Annotated in this window: 20 protein-coding genes; 8 read left to right on the forward strand and 12 right to left on the reverse strand. The window is 52.7% G+C overall.

Annotation, left to right across the window (positions count from 1 at the left end; translation table 11 throughout):
- Positions 1–32: 32 nt before the first annotated feature.
- Positions 33–1,274 carry an LVIVD repeat-containing protein gene (locus AB1287_RS04365; RefSeq protein ID WP_435617066.1) on the forward strand — a complete coding sequence of 414 codons (1,242 nt, stop codon included), beginning with the start codon at positions 33–35 and terminating at the stop codon, positions 1,272–1,274.
- 237 nt (positions 1,275–1,511) lie between these two features.
- On the opposite strand, the gene mtnK is transcribed toward AB1287_RS04365, so the two are convergent.
- A complete protein-coding gene (mtnK, locus tag AB1287_RS04370) occupies positions 1,512–2,711 on the reverse strand; it encodes an S-methyl-5-thioribose kinase (RefSeq protein WP_435617067.1) in 1,200 nt (399 codons plus the stop codon).
- Positions 2,712–2,830: 119 nt separating this feature from the next.
- Here mtnK and mtnA point away from each other — a divergent pair, with 119 nt between their 5' ends.
- A complete protein-coding gene (mtnA, locus tag AB1287_RS04375; protein ID WP_435617068.1) occupies positions 2,831–3,853 on the forward strand; it encodes an S-methyl-5-thioribose-1-phosphate isomerase in 1,023 nt (340 codons plus the stop codon).
- A 98-nt stretch (positions 3,854–3,951) separates the two neighbouring features.
- Here the strand turns inward: mtnA and AB1287_RS04380 are convergent, their stop codons facing one another.
- The 4 genes from AB1287_RS04380 to AB1287_RS04395 form a co-directional block, all read right to left on the reverse strand.
- Positions 3,952–4,452: an Hcp family type VI secretion system effector gene (locus tag AB1287_RS04380; RefSeq protein WP_435617069.1), complete on the reverse strand. Its 501-nt coding sequence runs from the start codon at positions 4,450–4,452 to the stop codon at positions 3,952–3,954.
- Positions 4,453–4,454: 2 nt separating this feature from the next.
- A complete protein-coding gene (locus AB1287_RS04385; protein ID WP_435617070.1) occupies positions 4,455–4,787 on the reverse strand; it encodes a putative T6SS immunity periplasmic lipoprotein in 333 nt (110 codons plus the stop codon).
- A gap of 77 nt (positions 4,788–4,864) precedes the next feature.
- Complete coding sequence (locus AB1287_RS04390) at positions 4,865–5,194, reverse strand: putative T6SS immunity periplasmic lipoprotein (protein ID WP_435617071.1); 330 nt, start codon at positions 5,192–5,194, stop codon at positions 4,865–4,867.
- A complete protein-coding gene (locus AB1287_RS04395; RefSeq protein WP_435617072.1) occupies positions 5,191–5,748 on the reverse strand; it encodes a type IV secretion protein Rhs in 558 nt (185 codons plus the stop codon). The genes AB1287_RS04390 and AB1287_RS04395 overlap by 4 nt, the downstream gene beginning before the upstream one ends.
- Positions 5,749–6,319: 571 nt before the next feature.
- Here AB1287_RS04395 and AB1287_RS04400 point away from each other — a divergent pair.
- The 3 genes from AB1287_RS04400 to AB1287_RS04410 are packed head-to-tail and all read left to right on the forward strand — an operon-like array spanning position 6,320 to position 7,590.
- Complete coding sequence (locus AB1287_RS04400; RefSeq protein ID WP_435617073.1) at positions 6,320–6,559, forward strand: DUF2164 family protein; 240 nt, start codon at positions 6,320–6,322, stop codon at positions 6,557–6,559.
- On the forward strand, positions 6,556–6,918 hold the full coding sequence (locus tag AB1287_RS04405; protein WP_435617074.1) for a nuclear transport factor 2 family protein: 363 nt from the start codon (positions 6,556–6,558) through the stop codon (positions 6,916–6,918). The genes AB1287_RS04400 and AB1287_RS04405 overlap by 4 nt, the downstream gene beginning before the upstream one ends.
- Before the next feature lie 51 nt (positions 6,919–6,969).
- A complete protein-coding gene (locus AB1287_RS04410; RefSeq protein ID WP_435617075.1) occupies positions 6,970–7,590 on the forward strand; it encodes a hypothetical protein in 621 nt (206 codons plus the stop codon).
- 97 nt (positions 7,591–7,687) lie between these two features.
- Here the strand turns inward: AB1287_RS04410 and AB1287_RS04415 are convergent, their stop codons facing one another.
- The 4 genes from AB1287_RS04415 to AB1287_RS04430 form a co-directional block, all read right to left on the reverse strand.
- A complete protein-coding gene (locus tag AB1287_RS04415; protein WP_435617076.1) occupies positions 7,688–8,170 on the reverse strand; it encodes a SymE family type I addiction module toxin in 483 nt (160 codons plus the stop codon).
- Positions 8,171–8,475: 305 nt separating this feature from the next.
- Positions 8,476–9,018: an acireductone dioxygenase gene (locus AB1287_RS04420; RefSeq protein WP_435617077.1), complete on the reverse strand. Its 543-nt coding sequence runs from the start codon at positions 9,016–9,018 to the stop codon at positions 8,476–8,478.
- On the reverse strand, positions 9,015–9,704 hold the full coding sequence (gene mtnC / locus AB1287_RS04425) for an acireductone synthase (protein WP_435617078.1): 690 nt from the start codon (positions 9,702–9,704) through the stop codon (positions 9,015–9,017). The genes AB1287_RS04420 and mtnC overlap by 4 nt, the downstream gene beginning before the upstream one ends.
- Positions 9,701–10,315 carry a methylthioribulose 1-phosphate dehydratase gene (locus tag AB1287_RS04430; RefSeq protein WP_435617079.1) on the reverse strand — a complete coding sequence of 205 codons (615 nt, stop codon included), beginning with the start codon at positions 10,313–10,315 and terminating at the stop codon, positions 9,701–9,703. The genes mtnC and AB1287_RS04430 overlap by 4 nt, the downstream gene beginning before the upstream one ends.
- Before the next feature lie 122 nt (positions 10,316–10,437).
- Here AB1287_RS04430 and AB1287_RS04435 point away from each other — a divergent pair, with 122 nt between their 5' ends.
- Positions 10,438–11,598, forward strand: a complete 1,161-nt coding sequence (locus tag AB1287_RS04435; protein WP_435617080.1) for a pyridoxal phosphate-dependent aminotransferase — start codon at positions 10,438–10,440, stop codon at positions 11,596–11,598.
- Here the strand turns inward: AB1287_RS04435 and AB1287_RS04440 are convergent, their stop codons facing one another.
- The 3 genes from AB1287_RS04440 to dsbG all read right to left on the reverse strand — a co-directional run bounded on the left by AB1287_RS04440 (position 11,599) and on the right by dsbG (position 14,401).
- Positions 11,599–12,225: a ParB N-terminal domain-containing protein gene (locus AB1287_RS04440; protein WP_435617081.1), complete on the reverse strand. Its 627-nt coding sequence runs from the start codon at positions 12,223–12,225 to the stop codon at positions 11,599–11,601.
- Complete coding sequence (locus AB1287_RS04445) at positions 12,210–13,433, reverse strand: phosphoadenosine phosphosulfate reductase (RefSeq protein WP_435617082.1); 1,224 nt, start codon at positions 13,431–13,433, stop codon at positions 12,210–12,212. The genes AB1287_RS04440 and AB1287_RS04445 overlap by 16 nt, the downstream gene beginning before the upstream one ends.
- Before the next feature lie 221 nt (positions 13,434–13,654).
- Entirely contained in the window at positions 13,655–14,401 is a 747-nt protein-coding gene (gene dsbG, locus AB1287_RS04450) for a thiol:disulfide interchange protein DsbG (protein WP_435617083.1), read from the reverse strand.
- A 359-nt stretch (positions 14,402–14,760) separates the two neighbouring features.
- On the opposite strand from dsbG, the gene ahpC reads away from it, so the two are divergent.
- Positions 14,761–15,324 (forward strand): alkyl hydroperoxide reductase subunit C, encoded by a 564-nt coding sequence (gene ahpC, locus AB1287_RS04455; RefSeq protein ID WP_312624509.1) that lies wholly within the window; start codon positions 14,761–14,763, stop codon positions 15,322–15,324.
- A 245-nt stretch (positions 15,325–15,569) separates the two neighbouring features.
- Positions 15,570–17,135: an alkyl hydroperoxide reductase subunit F gene (ahpF, locus tag AB1287_RS04460; RefSeq protein WP_435617084.1), complete on the forward strand. Its 1,566-nt coding sequence runs from the start codon at positions 15,570–15,572 to the stop codon at positions 17,133–17,135.
- Positions 17,136–17,180: the final 45 nt, after the last annotated feature.

Genomic DNA, 17,180 nt, shown 5'->3' on the forward strand with positions numbered 1-17,180 from the left:
GCGCAGCCGCCATCCGGCGTAGGGAATCAACGATGTCTGACTTACCTTGCCCGGATTACAGCCGCAATATGCGGCTGATTGGGCACAGCGACCAGGGCGGGCGGCCCGACGGCGTACAGCTGATGGTACATCGCGGCTATGCGTACATCGGGCATATGGTGTCGCAGGGCTTTTCTGTGGTTGATGTGCGCGACCCCAAAAATCCTAAAGCGGTGAACTACATCGCCGCACCGCCGGGGACGTGGAACGTGCATTTGCAGGCTCACGACGATCTTCTGCTGGTGATCAACGCCCGAGATCTGTTTGCCGACGCGCGCTTCGCCGATGAAAAGGTCTATTACACCCGCTCCGTGGGCGACACGGTCAGCGACGTGCAGGACAAAGGCTGGAGCGCCGGACTGCGCGTGTTCGATATCTCCACGCCTGATAAACCCAGAGAAATTGGTTTTCTGTCGCTCAACGGCATCGGCATTCACCGTATCTGGTACGTCGGAGGGCGCTGGGCGTACGTCTCGGCGCTGATCGACGGCTTCAGCGACTATATCTTCCTGACTATCGATCTCAGCGACCCGCGCAAGCCCGAAGTGGCCGGGCGCTGGTGGCTGCCGGGCATGAACCAGGCGGCGGGCGAAACGCCGGACTGGCCGGAGGGTAAACGCTACGCGCTGCATCACGCCATCATTGCGGGTGATACCGCTTACGGCAGCTGGCGCGACGGTGGATTAACGATTCTGGATGTGAAAGACCGAACGGAGCCGAAGCTGATTGCCCATCGTAACTGGAGCCCGCCGTTTGGCGGCGGAACGCATACCGCGCTGCCGCTGCCTGACAGGGATCTGCTGGTGGTGCTGGACGAAGCGGTGCTCGACAATCAGGAAGACGGCGAGAAGCTTATCTGGCTGTTTGATATTCGCGAGCCGTCGAACCCGGTGAGCATCGCCACCTTCCCGCAGCCGGAGGAAATCGACTACGTGGCGAAGGGGGCGCATTTTGGCCCGCACAATCTGCATGAAAACCGCCCTGGCAGTTTTGTCAGCTCAACGCTGATTTTCGCCACGTACCAGAATGCAGGCGTTCGCGCGTATGACATTTCCAACCCGTACCGTCCGGTGGAAACCGGCGCGCTGGTGCCCGCCGCGCCGCAGCGGATGATGGATACGCGTCCGGGCAGGCCGCAGGTGATTCAGTCCTGTGACGTGTTTGTTGATGCGCAGGGGATTATCTACAGCACGGACTACAACGGCGGGCTGTCGGTGATTGAATATCTGGGGTGATTGTTTGTTAACGAGGATGTCGCCCTCTCCCTGACCCTCTCCCGGAGGGAGAGGGAACGGTAATGTGCGGTCTTTGAATTTTGCGCTCTCCCAAGGCCTAAGGAAAGAGTGTGGTTTTCTCCCTCTCCCTTTGGGATAGGGCCGGGGAGAGGGGGAGTGATGGTGTTTTGTGGGTCCGGTTTGTAGGCCCGGTAAGGCATTGCCGCCCCGGGCAATTAGCATAACCGGGCATCAAAGCTAGCTGTACTGCCGAACCCGCGCAATCAGCTCATCCACGCCGTCGATTTTGCCCGCCAGCACAATCAGCGCGCGGCCAAGCGTGATGGCGTGGCGCAGGCACTCGTGGCGCATGGTGTCATCTTTGATGGTGTCGATATCCGCCACGTGCGACAGCCCCACGCTTCGGCGAATCAGTTCGGTGCCGCAGAAGCCAACCGCGTCGTGCCACACTTTCTTCAGGAACGCGCTGCTGTAGCCGGGGAAGGCCAGAGCGGCGTCGCGGGATTTTTCCGTTGCCAGCGCCTGGAAGCGCTCGGAGAAGGTGTTCCACAGCTCCTGAATATCGACCAGACGCTGCTCGCGCCCGGCGGCGGCATCGCGAATGCCGAGCTGGCCAGGCAGGCCGCAGTAGTTCAGCAGCAGATTGCCAATTGCCGTGCCGACGTCAAAGCCAATCGGGCCAAAATAACCAAACTCGGCGTCGATCGCCTTCAGGCTGCCGTCGGCGACGAAAATAGATCCGCTGTGGATGTCGCCGTGCAGCAGCGCTTCAGCCTGAGAGAAGAAGCGGTGTTTGAGCGAGGCGACCGCCAGTTTAAGCGCCGCGTCGTCGCGCAGCGCGGCAACGTCGGCTTCAAGTTCAGCCGGGTAGTTATTGTGCTCATGTACCTGATACGGGTCGTTGAAGAACAGATCTTCGGTGATCTCGCACATTTCCGGGTTGATGAAGTTCGCCACCTGCGCCTTTTTCTGGTGAGGATGCAGGTAAAAATCGCTGGTGTGGAACAGGGTTTGCGCGAGGTAAACGCCGAGCTGCGTGGCGGCCTGCGGGTAATAGATGCCCTGAATCAGCTCGCCGCGCCAGATGCGGTGATCGGACAGATCTTCCATCAACATCACCGCCAGTTCCGGGTCGAAATGATGGATGTTGACCGTGTGCTCCGGCGAATGTTTGTAATGCTCAACCAGCGTCTGCGCTTCGAGCCGCGCGCGGTCAATGGTCAGCGGCCAGGACTCGCCGACGCAGCGCACGTAGGGCAGCGCCTGCTTGACGATAATCCGGCTTACGCCCTGGGTATCGAAGATTTTAAACACCAGGTTGAGGTTGCCGTCGCCGACCTCCTGCGCGGATACCAGCTCTGACGGATTGTCCAGGCCGCCGAACTGCTGCGCATAAGCAACGGCATCCTGAGCGGTGAAGGTGTGGTAGTGCGACATTGCCTCGTTCCTCATATTCTCATAATCAGATAGCCAGAAATAAAGCCATTCAGACGTCTATACATCCGGAATTCATCCTGACACAATGTGCTACAACAACGCAACAGGGATTTAACGCTATGCAGACATTACAGACCACCAGCCTGCGGGTACGCGATAACCAGCTGTTCATTCTCGACCAGCAGGCGCTGCCGCAGCAGTCGAACTGGCTGGACGCCAGCAGCGTAGAGGCGCTGGTTGGCCACATTCATGCCCTGCGCGTGCGCGGTGCGCCGCTGATTGGCCTTTCCGCCAGCCTGCTGCTGGCGCTGCTCGCGGAGCGTGGGCTTAACCGCGATGAACTGCTCACCGCGCTGGAAACTCTGCGCGCCTCGCGCCCGACGGCAGTAAACCTGATGAATAATCTCGACCGCATGAAGCTCGCTCTGGCGCATGAAGATTTTGTTCCGGCGCTGGTGGCTGAAGCGCTGCGGCTGATTGAGGAAGATAAGCAGCTTTGCGAGCGTATTGCGCAGGCGGGAAGCGCGCTCGTCAAACCGGGTAGCCGGTTGCTGACGCACTGCAACACCGGCGGCCTGGCAACGGCGGGTGTCGGCACTGCGCTCGGCGTGATTAACTTCGCGTATCAGCAGGGTAACGTGGTGAACGTCTGGGTGGATGAGACGCGTCCATTGTTGCAGGGAGGGCGACTCACCGCCTGGGAACTTGGCGTGCTGGGCGTGCCGTATCAGCTGATCACCGATTCGATGGCTGCCAGCCTGATGGCGAAAGGGCAGGTCGACGCCGTGTGGGTGGGGGCAGATCGCATTGCCGCCAACGGCGATGTGGCGAACAAAATCGGCACCTACTCGCTGGCGGTGCTGGCGAAGTTTCACGGCATTCCGTTCTACGTTGCTGCGCCGCAGACGACGCTCGACCCGCATTGCCCGAACGGGGACGCGATCCCGATTGAACAACGCGCCGCAGCCGAAGTCACCGGCGTTGCAGGCAGCTTTGGGGCCGTGCAGTGGGCTCCGGAAGAGGCAAAAGTCTACAACCCGGCATTCGACGTCACACCCGCTGCGCTCATCAGCGGCTGGGTGCTCGACACGGGGGTGGTGACGCCAGAAGAGGTTGCCGCGGGGAGATTTGTCGGAGTCTGACTCTCTTTAAGGGGATCCCCTCAAAGAGGACAAAACCGTGACTCAGGACCCGAATACCGACCTGAAGCTGGAACGCGTGGTGGATGCACCGCGCGATTTTACGATTGGGATTCGTTCTGTTTGGCTGGCTTCATCCAGGCATCATCGTATTTGATGTTACCTCTGACATAATTCCATTCAATCCCTCTGAAGCGTAACCCGACAACCTCATGCATGTTAGGCGTTGAGCTCCCAGGATAATAAACATGGGTAAAATCGACCGAAGAAACAACAACGCTGTCTAATGTGATGGTATAGATTTCTGCCTCCATTCCTGCTTCGACAATCTCATAATATTTAATTATCGCTTTCTGCAATCGCTTCGATTCACAGACGGCAATAGCAAGATACGGACTTATTTTATCCAGCTGCTTATGCAGTTTAATGGAATCATGTTGTCTTGTTCCTGTCATGCTGCCGGTAAAACTGTCTACACCTTGCCTTACACCATAGCTGCTATTCATGATCTCTATCGCTCCTTCTCTGCCCGGAGCCATACAATCACCTGGAATCTGCATTCCATTTTCATCGTATAAAAATAAGTAAGCGGGTAATGACATAATTAGTGGTTTCCGTCGTTGTCTAAGAAAAATGAATCGCTGTAATGTTCGCCATTCAGGTCATAAGTCAGATGATAGCTATAGCCTCTGTTTAGCTCAGGTTTAATACATGAGTCAGGGTATGAAAGATTTAAATCATCTTTGTATGAAGTCGTTTTATATGGGCCACCTTGATTGGATTCAATTCGGTAATAATTTAATACGTCTTTTTTATCCACACTGAAACAAATGATATCTCCATTTATAAATACACTACGTGGAGTAGGTGCCCGATTTTCCATACCAGGACAACCAGTAAGTAGGAGTATAAAAGGCAATATGGCTAATCTTTTCATTCAGAGACCCTTATGCTATTGCTCCATATGCATTGCATTGTCATGCATACAAAGGGAATTATGTGATTGCGATATGGTTAATATTTCCAGTCGTTATTTAGGAATAATGAGTCGTAGTAATGCTTACCATTCATCCCATAAGTCAGTTTATAGCGATAACCTTTTTTTAACTTAGGCCTTATACATGTATCAGGGTATGAAAGAGCTACATCTTCTTTATATTCGAATATTTTATATGAACCACCTTTATATATCTCAATACGGTAATAATTTAATACATCATTTTTATCCGTGCTGAAGCAAATTGAATCGCGAAAGAATAATGTATATCTAAGTTCATCATTGCTTTTATCTCCCTGGCAAGCTGAAAGGAGAAAGATTACAGCTATAATGGCTACATTTTTCATTGAGGAAATCCTTTCATTACAGATTTGTATTTCTGAATAAGAGAGTAAACAGGTTCGTTAGAGTGATAATTACGAAATTTATGTAGGCTCTTATTAACTTCAAACCCCTCATTAAGGAGCAACCAGTAATCACTGGCTATTGACGCCTGTTGCTCCAGTCCATAATGAAGGAAATTATCTTTATCTAAGCTGTAGCAGTAATCAGCAAATCGTGAAAACAATCCTCTCGTTCTGACAAACATCCCTTTTTGTGCTTGCCATGCATGGACCATTTCATGCATGAACCTGTGTTTTTTTATCAGATCGTCTAATGAGAAATCGTGTGAATAGGTTTCTTCTCTGAACCATAGTTCACCGTTGGGAGTCATGGCAATATCTACAGGTTGCAAGTTAAACGGGAGGTAGCTTTCGCGATGTATCCAGATGCGGCTGTAGATAAGACTTTCTCCGAATAACGTCCTTGCCAGCGCTATTTCTCCCAATGTTAATTGCCGAACTCCTCCGGGGAGTATTATTGTACTTGATGTGGGTGCTATATTTTCATCTACCGGCATCCTATCCCCTTACAATCATTTCCCATTGATATCTGTTACTGACAATACTCCTGAAATTTGTAAGTGAGTAAAGAAAATTCCTCCTGAAAACTCTTAAAATTAAAAATGATTAAGCAAAATCACGTTTATGGTTAGTAATGATGTGTTCTGACGGGCATTAAATAGCGGGGCGAGTTAGTTGAAGATTTAAATGATACTCATAATTAAATATTCTGTCTGCTTAATTGCCACACGGGGAAATATCTTAGTGATTGCTGACAGGGTGAGGGGAAATAAGAGTGGATTAAAGTCTTTGTCATAGCGATGAGGAGGGGGAGATTTGCCTGAACCTGGCTATCAAGGTGTCTATCTGGAAATCGCTTCAGGTAGAAAACTGGTCTTCACCGAGGGCTACACAGAAGGCTGGGGGATGGTGCTGGATCAGCTGGTTGAGTATGTGAGGGGGAAATTATCTCAGACATGATTTTTAGGCTGTATTCTACCTAACGAATTCTGGTATCGTGTCAAAAGCCCATCAATGGACAACACAGCACCTTAGAATAACGAGGGTATTTCGTAAAGGAGAGGCGATATGAGTATGCCAGAATTGAATAAAGATATTTATAATGAACTATCAGAGCTCATTACATCACATATGATGACGGAACATGAATTACATCTTGGCCAGTTTGAGTCTGAGGCATTGCTTGATGGGTTACTCAAGAAACTTATGCCGTCGATTTATAATATGGCTATTGAAGATGCCATTCTGTCTTTACGCGGCGCAGCAGAAAAAATCGAAGAGGAATTGGATTTAAGGAAGATATTATGAGTTTTAAGGCTGATTTAAACTTAATGCGCAAGGAGTGGCATAACGCCTTTTATAATGGTGATACAGAGCAGTTAGACTATCTTGAAACAGAGTGGTTTATTTCTACCAATGGTCAGAAAATTCTTTATAAGGAGCACCAGTTACGCAAAGTCGATATGCGCCACCCGCAACATAAAAAATTATCTATTACCAGAACTGAATACGAAGTTGAAATCCGGAAATTTAAAGATATTGCGTGTGTAACAGGTAAGGCGGCGTTAGACGACGGAGAGGATGTATCGAACATCGGGTTCGTTGAGAACTGGATTATGCTCAATGGTGGCTGGAAGCTGCAGTTCGTTACTTTTGAAGAGCTGTGAAAGGGGCTGCTTCCCTTGTAAATTTTAAAATCTTATGCGGAAAATATTTAAATGGATGACGTTACGTTAAAAGAAATTAGTGGTTGGTTAATTGCAGTTGTTACTTTTTTAGGTGCCATATGGAAAAATAGGATGCATTTGAAAGAAAAATACCAATTTGACGTGTTGCTGAAAGAGCATGAGGCGATGCATGCTCGGAAAATGCAATCACTTGAAAATGCTTTACAGATTGAGAGAAACTTAGTTCAATTAGGACATGCGAAATTAATTGAAAAAAGAGCCAGCATTATTGATGATGTTTATAAATCATTAGTTGAACTGCACGAAGCAAGTTGCGATACTATTCGGCCTGATTATTTTGGCAGGCATAAGCCATCAAACAAAGAAGCCTACGATCTTGCGCTACCTAAGTTTGATTCTTTTATCGACATATTTGAGAGAAATAAAATTTATTTTCCTTCGGATGTTGCAATTAAAATATCCACGTTTTATGTCGCTGCGGCGAAAACGTTAGATCAGGCACGGGTTGTCATTAATTCTGGTGAGTCATATAGCCAAGGTAACACTCCAAACCTCCAAAAGTTATTTGAACAAGTAAATTATACAATGGGGGAAGCCCGTAAGACTGTAGAAGAAGAATTTAGGAATATCCTCCGAGTTCAAGATATTTGACATTGGATTACACTGTACGTCCCGAAACAGCTATTAAATTCTCTTAAAATCTCCCGGCCCTGAAGCCGGGAGCAGTCCAATACAACCAACCTGACCCTCAGTTCCCCCCACGAATCAAACAATCATTAGGATTACGACGAATCACCGGCACATTACCGGTATCGTTCATCGGGTATGGGAACGTTCTGAGCCAGGTGGCGATCCTTTGTTTGTTCACATCGATAATGCTCAGCCCTTCCAGGCAGCCCCACAGCTCGCGGGTGTTTTGCGGGGTGATAACGATACAGTCCGGCACCACGCGGATTTTGATTGGCATGCCGTCCAGAAAACCTGCTCTGGTCAGCCATTCTCCTGACAGGGGAATATACTGATGGCGGATCCGGGAATGCAGCTCGCAGCAGGCGGTGCTGGTTTCCGGAGTATCGGCTCTGGGGTGGATCGTTGCGGCGTCGGTGCTTTTTCCGTGCAGACGACGGGCGTTCTTTTTGTGCGTTACCTCGGGAAAACGAGCATTCGTTTCTGATTCCGGAAGATCTGTTTGGGCCACGGTGGGATCTGGCATACACTTCTGCTCAGCCATAAATAACTCCTCAGTCAGTTGTTTGTGGTTAGCGGCGTAAAGGTGTTCGAGCACCTTTGCGCTGCGTCTTCTTAAATGCTTTTCTTTTACTTCTCTTCTTTTACTTCTCTTGTTCGGACCTTACTTATTGCGCGCATGGCTATTATACCTCGCTGGATATAATTACAGGCTGTGTGATTGTGGGAGAAAATGTGAAATGCGAGGGCGCTCCAGAGAAAAATGTAGGGAATGTAACAAGTGCAGAAATGGCTGAATGAGGGCTGTAAAAAAAACCTCTCCGTCTTCACAAAGAGGCTTTCCTGTATTTAACTCAGCTTCGGATACCCGCCCGCAATATCACTCCCGGTAAATTGAGCTACCCAACCTTCGGGATTGTCGAAAATACGGATGGCGGTGAAGTTTGGTTCTGAGCCCATATCAAACCAGTGCGGGGTGCCTGCGGGAACGGAGATCAGATCGTTTTTCTCGCACAGCACCTGGAACACTTCGTTACCGATATGCAGGCAGAACAGCCCGGCGCCTGCCACGAAGAAGCGCACTTCGTCTTCGCCGTGAGTGTGTTCGTTGAGGAATTTCTCGCGCAGGGCGTCCTTCTGCGGGTTGTCGGCACGCAGGCTGATTACGTCCCAGCTCTGGTAGCCTTTTTCCTGCACCAGTTTGTCGATGGCGTGCTGGTAGGCGTTGATGACCGTTTCGGCGGTCGGGTTTTCACCCAGATCCCGATCGGCCTGCCAGCGTTCGAAACGCACGCCTTTGCCGTTCAGCTGCTGTTGAATTTCGTGGCCGTCGGTGCTGTGCCAGGTCGGGCGGCTGGCGTCAGAATCAGAGAAAATAGTCAGGGCGCTCATGAGGGGATCTGCTCCAGGTCAATGTCGTCGAATCGGGAAACCTGCGGGTGATGGCTGGCGGCATCATCATCGCCACGAATTAACTGCACGGTGCGGAATCCGGCCTCGCGGGCGGCGTCCAGCTCCTGATGTATATCGCTTAAAAACAGAATGTGTCCCGCAGGTTGCCCAAGCTGTTCCGCAATGTTCCGGTAAGACTGCACTTCGCGCTTAGCGCCGACGTGCGTGTCAAAATAGCCGCTGAACAGATGAGTAATATCACCTTCGTCGCTGTAGCCAAATAACAGTTTTTGCGCCGCCACCGAGCCGGAGGAATAAACATACAGATCAACGCCCTGGGCTTTCCATTTCTCCAGCGTTGGCAACACGTCCGGGTAGAGGTGGCCGGTGAAGTCGCCGTTCACATAGCCGTCGCGCCAGATCAGGCCCTGCAACGCCTTCAGCGCCGTCGACTTTTTATCTTCATCCATAAAGCGGAAAAGAGTGTCGATAAGTTCCTGGATACCGGCCTGCGGCTGGGCGATTTCTTCCCGCAGATCGCTCAGGATGGATTTCACAGGATCCGAATCCTGCTGCGTAGTCACAAACGCCGCCAGGCGCTCGCGTGCGTAGGGAAACAGCACGTTGTGGACGAAGCGAATATCGCTGGTGGTGCCTTCAATGTCGGTCACTATGGCGCGGATCATGGTTTCTCCAGTTGGCGCAGGCGCAGTTCGCATTCAAACAAAAATTCCAGCCCTTCGAGATGACGGCGCGCTTCGGCGACGTCGCGACCCCAGCAGGTCAGGCCGTGGCCGCGCAGCAGGAAGCCGTAGCTGAGCGGGCGTTCGCTGGCGTAGTGTTCGATGCGGCGGGCAAGGGCGTCGATGTCCTGGTCGTTATCAAATACGGGAACAGCCACGCTGTCGAGATGGCTGCTCTGGCCGCGCAGCGATTTTTGCATTTCGTAGCCGTGCAGTACTAATTCAGCCGATTTTTCAATGCGTGAGAGAACGGTCGCGTTGACGGTATGAACGTGCAAAACCGCCCCGGCTTCCGGGAACAAACGATAAATCAGGGTATGCAGGCCGGTTTCTGCGGAGGGTTTGCGGCCTGAAGGTGCCTGATTAGTGGCGATCTCGACCTGCAAAAAGTCGGCTTCCGTGAGCGAGCCTTTGTCTTTGCCGGATTCGCTGAGCCAGCAGGTTCGTGCATCTTCCCGCACGGACATATTCCCACCGGTAGCGGGTGCCCAGCCTTTGCGTCCAATCCAGTGGCAGGCTTCAACGAGGGCGCTAAGTGGCCGATTTTCAGTCATTTTACCGTTCTCCGCAGGCGGGAATATTCATATCGTTTAGACGTCTAAGCGTCTTGATTGCCAAATACTAACATCGTGTTATAGTGGCAGCAACAACTGCATTACATTCGGGTAAAACGATAATGAGCACTAACCGACTGATTCCGCAAAGCAAACTTCCCAATCTCGGCACCACCATTTTTACGCAGATGAGCGCGCTGGCCCTTGAACACAAGGCGATCAACCTGTCTCAGGGGTTTCCGGATTTTGACGGCCCACGCTTTTTACAGGAACGCCTGGCGCATCACGTTGCGCAGGGCGCGAACCAGTACGCGCCGATGACGGGCGTGCCCGCGCTGCGTGAAGCAATTGCGGCTAAAACGGCTGAGCTTTACGGATATGTGCCGGATGCGAATACCGACATCAGCGTGACGGCGGGCGCAACCGAAGCATTGTATGCCGCGATTACCGCGCTGGTGCGGGAAGACGACGAAGTTATTTGTTTTGACCCTAGCTACGACAGCTACGCGCCCGCGGTGGAACTTTCCGGCGGCGTACTGAAACGTATTGCGCTCCAGCCGCCGCATTTTCGCGTCGACTGGCAGGCGTTTGCGGCGCTCCTGAGCGATAAAACCAGGCTGGTTATTCTGAATACGCCTCACAACCCCTCGGCGACCGTGTGGCAGAAAAGTGATTTCGACGCCCTGTGGCAGGCCATTGCGGAACGTGAAATTTACGTCATCAGCGATGAAGTGTACGAGCACATTAGCTTTGCGGCGGAAGGCCACGCCAGCGTACTGGCGCATCCGCAGCTGCGTGAGCGCGCGGTGGCGGTCTCCTCGTTCGGTAAAACCTTCCATATGACCGGCTGGAAGGTAGGCTACTGCGTGGCGCCTGCTGAAATCAGCGCGGAGCTGCGAAAAGTGCATCAGTACCTGACGTTCGCGGTGAATACACCCGCGCAGCTGGCGCTGGCGGATATGCTGCGCAGCCAGCCGGAACATTATCGCGAACTACCAGAGTTCTACCGTGCGCGTCGGGATGTGTTTATTAACGCGCTGGCGAACAGTCGTCTGGAGATTCTGCCGTGCGAAGGGACTTATTTTCTGCTGGCCGACTACAGCGCGATATCCGATCTGGATGACGTGAGCTTTTGCCAGTGGCTGACCAAAGAGGTGGGCGTCGCGGCGATCCCGCTGTCGGTGTTCTGCGCCGATCCTTTCCCGCATAAGCTGATTCGCCTGTGCTTTGCCAAGCAGGAATCGACGCTGCTGGCCGCCGCCGAACGGCTGTGCCAGCTGTAGCTATTTCACCGTCCAGGCTTCGGAAAACTGACGGTCGCTGAACATATCCAGCAGGCCGTTGATTTGCCGCAGCCGCAGCACTTCGTCGGCGTCCATTCCCAGCTCCTCGCCGATTTTCTTGTCTGTCCAGCCGAGCTGCGCCAGCTCGCGGATGATGTCGGCCATCGCGTTAATCTGATGCCGCCCGCGCGCCCGGTTGTGGCGGATGGTGGAAGCCATGCGTCCGGAGGTTTCGCTGGCTTCGTTTTGCAGTACCGCTACCGGCAGATAACCTTTCAGCTTCGACTTCAGCGCGCTCTTTGACGTGGCGAGCTGCTGGCGGTGAAAGCCATCGATAATTTCATAATGCTGATTCTCAGGCTCATGCACCACAATAGGCTGGGTAAAACCATCGGTTTGCAGCGATTTCAGCAGCAGCTTTTTCTCCGGCGGGGCGACGTTGTTGGGGTTGTAATCGTTCGGGGTGATTTCATCCTGCTTTACCCACAGCACGCAGTCTACCGGCTGATCGCGAAACGGGCTTGTACGATGGAGCGCGATGCGGAAGGCGTTTATCGCTTCAATGCGTTCTGCCTCCGGCAGCGTTTCCAGCCAGGCGGTCATCTGGTCGATCATTTGCTTTTGCATAAAATTCCCCACTCCTGTCGTTTTTTCGCCATGTGCTGGCTATAGCGCTTGTAGTGCTGCGATTTTGTCGGGCTGAATGAGAGCATCCGGCACCAGTAATCGTTGTTTAACAGAACTTTGCAGATGCGACGCCACGAGGGAATGTCCTTCGATCCGGTGTCGCCCGTCTGGGTATCCGGAATGTCCTCCATGCCCTGTTTCTGATACCAGTGCAGATAAACGGCAATTTTATTGCGATAGTGCTCGGCGGTGGGTGGCGGCATGGTTTCCAGTAAGAAGAGAGCGTAGGTTTTCCAGCTGTGACCTTCGGGTTTTTCCAGCTTGCGGTGGCCGTAAAACTGATTGTCATGTCCTGCGTAGACGCCGCCGCTGTGGACGCCGCTGACCCGCTCGCACATCGCCGCCCAGCGATCCGGCTCAAGCACGTGATACAGCCACAATCCCTGACGCTGCTCCGGGCCAAACGGTTCACAGATGCGCATGTAGCGCAGCGGAACGCCGGCCTGATACATCAGATTATACAATGGGTTATAAGGTAAATCGCTGCGGGAGAACCACGTCCAGATATCTGCCGTTTTCCAGTCGTAAATCGGGTAGATATACCAGGCGTGGCCGCCGGGGGCGATGCTGGTCCAGGGCTTGTCGTCCGCGAAGCGCAGCTTGCGCTGGGAGGCTATCGCCAGGAAACGGGTATAGGACTCATCGGCGCGGATGCCGATCGTCACTGCCGCCGGGCGCTTTTGTGAGAACCATTCGGCAAACTCCCGGACAAACTGCTCGAAGGAGATGCCCGTTTGGTAAAACGGGAAAAAGGCTGGATCGGTGATTGCGTGCTCCGGCGGCTGGCGCACCCAGGGTACGCCAGGTTCCCAGCATTGCCATTCCGGACTGAACTGGGTGAGCGCATTCGGCGTGGTCAGCGGCAATGCGACCCAATAAAAGGTGTCGATAACGTCAGCATATTCCAGCCGCATATTTTCGCAGTGCTCAATAGTGCTTGAAAATTGGGCCTCCCAGTCAATAAACAGGACGCTGAATTTTTTATTGAGCTTTCTTGCAAGCTGGCCGGTTAAATGCAGCATCACGGTGGAATCTTTACCGCCAGAAAAGGAGACGCAAACTCGTTCGAAATTAGTAAGCGTCCAGATGACTCTTTCTGTGCTGGCATCGATCACGGACTGATTAAGCGGAATTTTATAGAGTGACATTCCGTTGCCTTAAGAATTTATAGGATTAACAGAGGGTCAAGTATACACCAATTTAATATCAGCCTGTCGGTTGACATGTTTTTTAATATATTCACGAAATCAATTAATTGATCCGGTGTAATTTTTATGGGTGATAAGTAAAGAGATGAAGAAAAGGGAAGGAGCCAGGGATTGGGGATGAAAAGGGTAAATTTATCACATGACTCATTTACCCTTTCTCACTATTTTTCGCCCATCATCGCTTTCAGGTTTTCGGCATCAGGCAGGCCGACGACCTGCTGGAGCATATTTTCCGCGTTCAGATAATAAATAGCAGGTGTGGCATTTGCGCCTAATGCATCCATTATTTTCTGATTGTTGTTGAGGATTTCCATTTGTTCCGGCGGAACGGATGTCGCGACGTTCAGCTTCAATTTCCCGCCGGACTGTTCGTAATCGTGCCAGGTTTTAGCCGGATCCTGGCTGCCAAGAATGGCTGCGGCGGTGGCAGGGCTTTCCGGTTTGATGACGCCAACCATCAGGGTGCGAAGCTGTACTTTGCCGGACTCCACCCACGGGCGAACCTGCTGCCAGAACTGCTTGCAGTAGGGGCAGAATGGATCGGCGAACACATACACCACGCGCGGAGCAGTTTTTTTGCCATCGAGGATCCAGTGTGCCTTTTCCATCTGCTGCCAGAGCTCGCGCCCGGCAGGCGCGTAGACCTCTTTCTGAATGATCTGCTCGCTCAGGTTGGTGCCTTGCTCATCGTACATATAGCCCGAGATGGCGTGCTTGCCGTCCGGCGTAAGGTAAATGGTGACGCCCATATCCTGATATTTGCCGAGCCAGCCTTTCATGCCGTCCGGAGCATCAAAGGGCTTCAGAATAGTAATACCCTGTTTCTCTAACGCTTTTACCGGGGCGGGCAGATCCTGAGCCGACGCTATCAGCGGTGCAAGCGCGAGTAAGTGGACCAGTTTTCGCACAGTAACTCCTTGTAAAATAAAAGGGTGACAGACAGTGAACGGTATAGCCTATCACAACCATAGATAAGACCCCGGCCTGACGCAATTGCGCGAACAGGGGGGGAGTGCTCTAATCCCTTTCGCTATTACGGCCTTTAAAAGGTTGGTAGAGCGCAACGCACAGCCAGCTTGCTGGCACTGACGCCTTTCGGGATGTTCAGGTAACGGGGCCGCCTGAAAAGGTGGCCTTTTTACGTTCTGGCTATCAGAACCGCTGGGTTTGTCAGGTAACGCCGATTGATTTGATAAAGCAAACGCATTGGCTCAATCCATCGAACCCGGTTACCTTAGCCCTCAACGACAACACGGAGGAAGTACAGATGTCCTTAATTAACACCAAAATCAAACCTTTCAAAAACCAGGCTTTCAAAAACGGCGAATTCGTAGAAGTCACTGAGAAAGACACCGAAGGTCGCTGGAGCGTGTTCTTCTTCTATCCGGCTGACTTTACTTTCGTATGCCCGACCGAGCTGGGCGACGTTGCAGACCACCACGAAGAACTGCAGAAGCTGGGCGTAGACGTGTATTCCGTTTCTACCGATACCCACTTCACCCACAAAGCATGGCACGGCAGCTCTGAAACCATCGCTAAAATCAAATACGCGATGATCGGCGACCCAACTGGCGCCCTGACCCGTAACTTCGACAACATGCGTGAAGACGAAGGCCTGGCCGACCGCGCCACTTTCGTTGTTGACCCGCAGGGCATCATTCAGGCCATTGAAGTTACCGCTGAAGGCATCGGCCGTGACGCGTCTGACCTGCTGCGTAAAATTAAAGCGGCTCAGTACGTGGCTTCCCACCCAGGCGAAGTATGCCCGGCGAAATGGAAAGAAGGCGAAGCGACCCTGGCGCCATCCCTGGACCTGGTTGGCAAAATCTAAAATTTCCATGTCTTTCACGCCATGGCAGCGTTGGTGTCACCTGCTCACCCCGGTCACTTACTTTAGTAAGCTCCCGGGGATTCCCAGGCTCGCCGCCTTGCCCTGACGCGAAATCCAAAGGAAATTGATAACGAATAACGGGTGTTTTATTACGCCCGTTTTATTTCAAAAAGACATGATGCAAGCCGCATTCAGGCAGCTGCGAGGCCGCTTGCATGATGACGTTTTAAGAGAGGGATAACGACATGCTCGACGCAAACATGAAAACCCAGCTCAGGGCCTACCTTGAGAAACTGACTAAGCCTGTTGAGCTGATTGCCACGCTGGACGACAGCGCTAAATCGGCAGAAATCAAAGAACTGCTGGCGGAAATCGCTGAGCTGTCGCCGAAGGTAACGTTTAAAGAAGACAACACGCTCGCCGTGCGCAAACCGTCTTTCCTGATTACGAATCCAGGTGCTGACCAGGGACCACGCTTTGCGGGATCTCCGCTGGGCCATGAGTTTACCTCCCTGGTGCTGGCGCTGCTGTGGACCGGCGGTCATCCGTCGAAAGAAGCGCAGTCCATGCTGGAGCAGATTCGCGACCTGGACGGCGATTTCGAGTTCGAAACCTATTACTCGCTCTCCTGCCATAACTGCCCGGACGTGGTACAGGCGCTGAACCTGATGGCGGTGCTGAATCCGCGCATTAAGCACACCGCAATTGACGGCGGCGTGTTCCAGAATGAAATCACCGACCGCAACGTAATGGGCGTGCCTGCCGTATTTGTGAACGGTAAAGCGTTCGGCCAGGGCCGCATGACGCTGGCGGAAATCGTCGCGAAAGTGGATACCGGTGCGGAAAAACGCGCGGCGGAAGAGCTGAACAAACGTGATGTTTACGATGTGCTGATCGTTGGCTCCGGCCCGGCAGGCGCGGCGGCAGCGGTGTACTCCGCGCGTAAAGGCATTCGCACCGGCCTGATGGGCGAACGCTTTGGCGGCCAGGTGCTGGACACCGTAGATATTGAAAACTACATCTCCGTACCGAAAACCGAAGGCCAGAAGCTGGCGGGTGCGCTGAAGCAGCACGTTTCTGATTATGAGGTTGACGTCATTGATTCCCAGAGCGCCAGCAAGCTGACGCCAGCGGCCAGCGAAGGCGGCCTGCATCAGATTGAAACCGCCTCCGGCGCGGTGCTGAAAGCCCGCAGCATCATCATTGCTACCGGTGCAAAATGGCGCAACATGAACGTACCTGGCGAAGATCAGTATCGCACCAAAGGCGTGACCTACTGCCCGCACTGCGACGGCCCGCTGTTTAAAGGCAAACGCGTGGCGGTGATCGGCGGTGGCAACTCCGGTGTGGAAGCGGCTATCGATCTGGCGGGTATCGTTGAACACGTGACGCTGTTGGAGTTTGCGCCAGAAATGAAGGCTGACCAGGTGTTGCAGGACAAAGTCCGCAGCCTGAAAAACGTCGATATCATTCTGAACGCGCAAACCACCGAAGTGAAAGGCGACGGCAGTAAAGTGGTTGGCCTCGATTACCGCGACCGGGTGAGCGGCGATGCGCACCACGTCGAGCTGTCGGGCATCTTCGTCCAGATTGGTCTGCTGCCGAACACCACCTGGCTGGAAGGCGCGATTGAGCGCAACCGCATGGGCGAAATCATCATTGACGCCAAATGCGAAACCAACGTGAAAGGCGTGTTCGCGGCGGGCGACTGCACCACAGTGCCGTACAAGCAAATTATTATCGCCACGGGTGAGGGCGCGAAGGCTTCCCTGAGCTCGTTCGATTACCTGATACGCACCAAAACGGCGTAATACAAAAAAAGTAAGACACACCTGCAATGTGAAGAGGCTACCGAA

The organism is Scandinavium sp. UTDF21-P1B, assembly GCF_040750395.1.
Classification (GTDB): Bacteria; Pseudomonadota; Gammaproteobacteria; order Enterobacterales; family Enterobacteriaceae; genus Scandinavium.

What these genes read in the sequence shown, in the direction of transcription:
- AB1287_RS04365 (WP_435617066.1), top strand. Translation starts at nt 33, where the DNA reads ATGTCTGACTTACCTTGCCCGGATTACAGCCGCAATATGCGGCTGATT.
- mtnK (WP_435617067.1), bottom strand. Translation starts at nt 2,711, where the DNA reads ATGTCGCACTACCACACCTTCACCGCTCAGGATGCCGTTGCTTATGCG.
- mtnA (WP_435617068.1), top strand. Translation starts at nt 2,831, where the DNA reads ATGCAGACATTACAGACCACCAGCCTGCGGGTACGCGATAACCAGCTG.
- AB1287_RS04380 (WP_435617069.1), bottom strand. Translation starts at nt 4,452, where the DNA reads ATGTCATTACCCGCTTACTTATTTTTATACGATGAAAATGGAATGCAG.
- AB1287_RS04385 (WP_435617070.1), bottom strand. Translation starts at nt 4,787, where the DNA reads ATGAAAAGATTAGCCATATTGCCTTTTATACTCCTACTTACTGGTTGT.
- AB1287_RS04390 (WP_435617071.1), bottom strand. Translation starts at nt 5,194, where the DNA reads ATGAAAAATGTAGCCATTATAGCTGTAATCTTTCTCCTTTCAGCTTGC.
- AB1287_RS04395 (WP_435617072.1), bottom strand. Translation starts at nt 5,748, where the DNA reads ATGCCGGTAGATGAAAATATAGCACCCACATCAAGTACAATAATACTC.
- AB1287_RS04400 (WP_435617073.1), top strand. Translation starts at nt 6,320, where the DNA reads ATGAGTATGCCAGAATTGAATAAAGATATTTATAATGAACTATCAGAG.
- AB1287_RS04405 (WP_435617074.1), top strand. Translation starts at nt 6,556, where the DNA reads ATGAGTTTTAAGGCTGATTTAAACTTAATGCGCAAGGAGTGGCATAAC.
- AB1287_RS04410 (WP_435617075.1), top strand. Translation starts at nt 6,970, where the DNA reads ATGGATGACGTTACGTTAAAAGAAATTAGTGGTTGGTTAATTGCAGTT.
- AB1287_RS04415 (WP_435617076.1), bottom strand. Translation starts at nt 8,170, where the DNA reads ATGGCTGAGCAGAAGTGTATGCCAGATCCCACCGTGGCCCAAACAGAT.
- AB1287_RS04420 (WP_435617077.1), bottom strand. Translation starts at nt 9,018, where the DNA reads ATGAGCGCCCTGACTATTTTCTCTGATTCTGACGCCAGCCGCCCGACC.
- mtnC (WP_435617078.1), bottom strand. Translation starts at nt 9,704, where the DNA reads ATGATCCGCGCCATAGTGACCGACATTGAAGGCACCACCAGCGATATT.
- AB1287_RS04430 (WP_435617079.1), bottom strand. Translation starts at nt 10,315, where the DNA reads ATGACTGAAAATCGGCCACTTAGCGCCCTCGTTGAAGCCTGCCACTGG.
- AB1287_RS04435 (WP_435617080.1), top strand. Translation starts at nt 10,438, where the DNA reads ATGAGCACTAACCGACTGATTCCGCAAAGCAAACTTCCCAATCTCGGC.
- AB1287_RS04440 (WP_435617081.1), bottom strand. Translation starts at nt 12,225, where the DNA reads ATGCAAAAGCAAATGATCGACCAGATGACCGCCTGGCTGGAAACGCTG.
- AB1287_RS04445 (WP_435617082.1), bottom strand. Translation starts at nt 13,433, where the DNA reads ATGTCACTCTATAAAATTCCGCTTAATCAGTCCGTGATCGATGCCAGC.
- ahpC (WP_312624509.1), top strand. Translation starts at nt 14,761, where the DNA reads ATGTCCTTAATTAACACCAAAATCAAACCTTTCAAAAACCAGGCTTTC.
- ahpF (WP_435617084.1), top strand. Translation starts at nt 15,570, where the DNA reads ATGCTCGACGCAAACATGAAAACCCAGCTCAGGGCCTACCTTGAGAAA.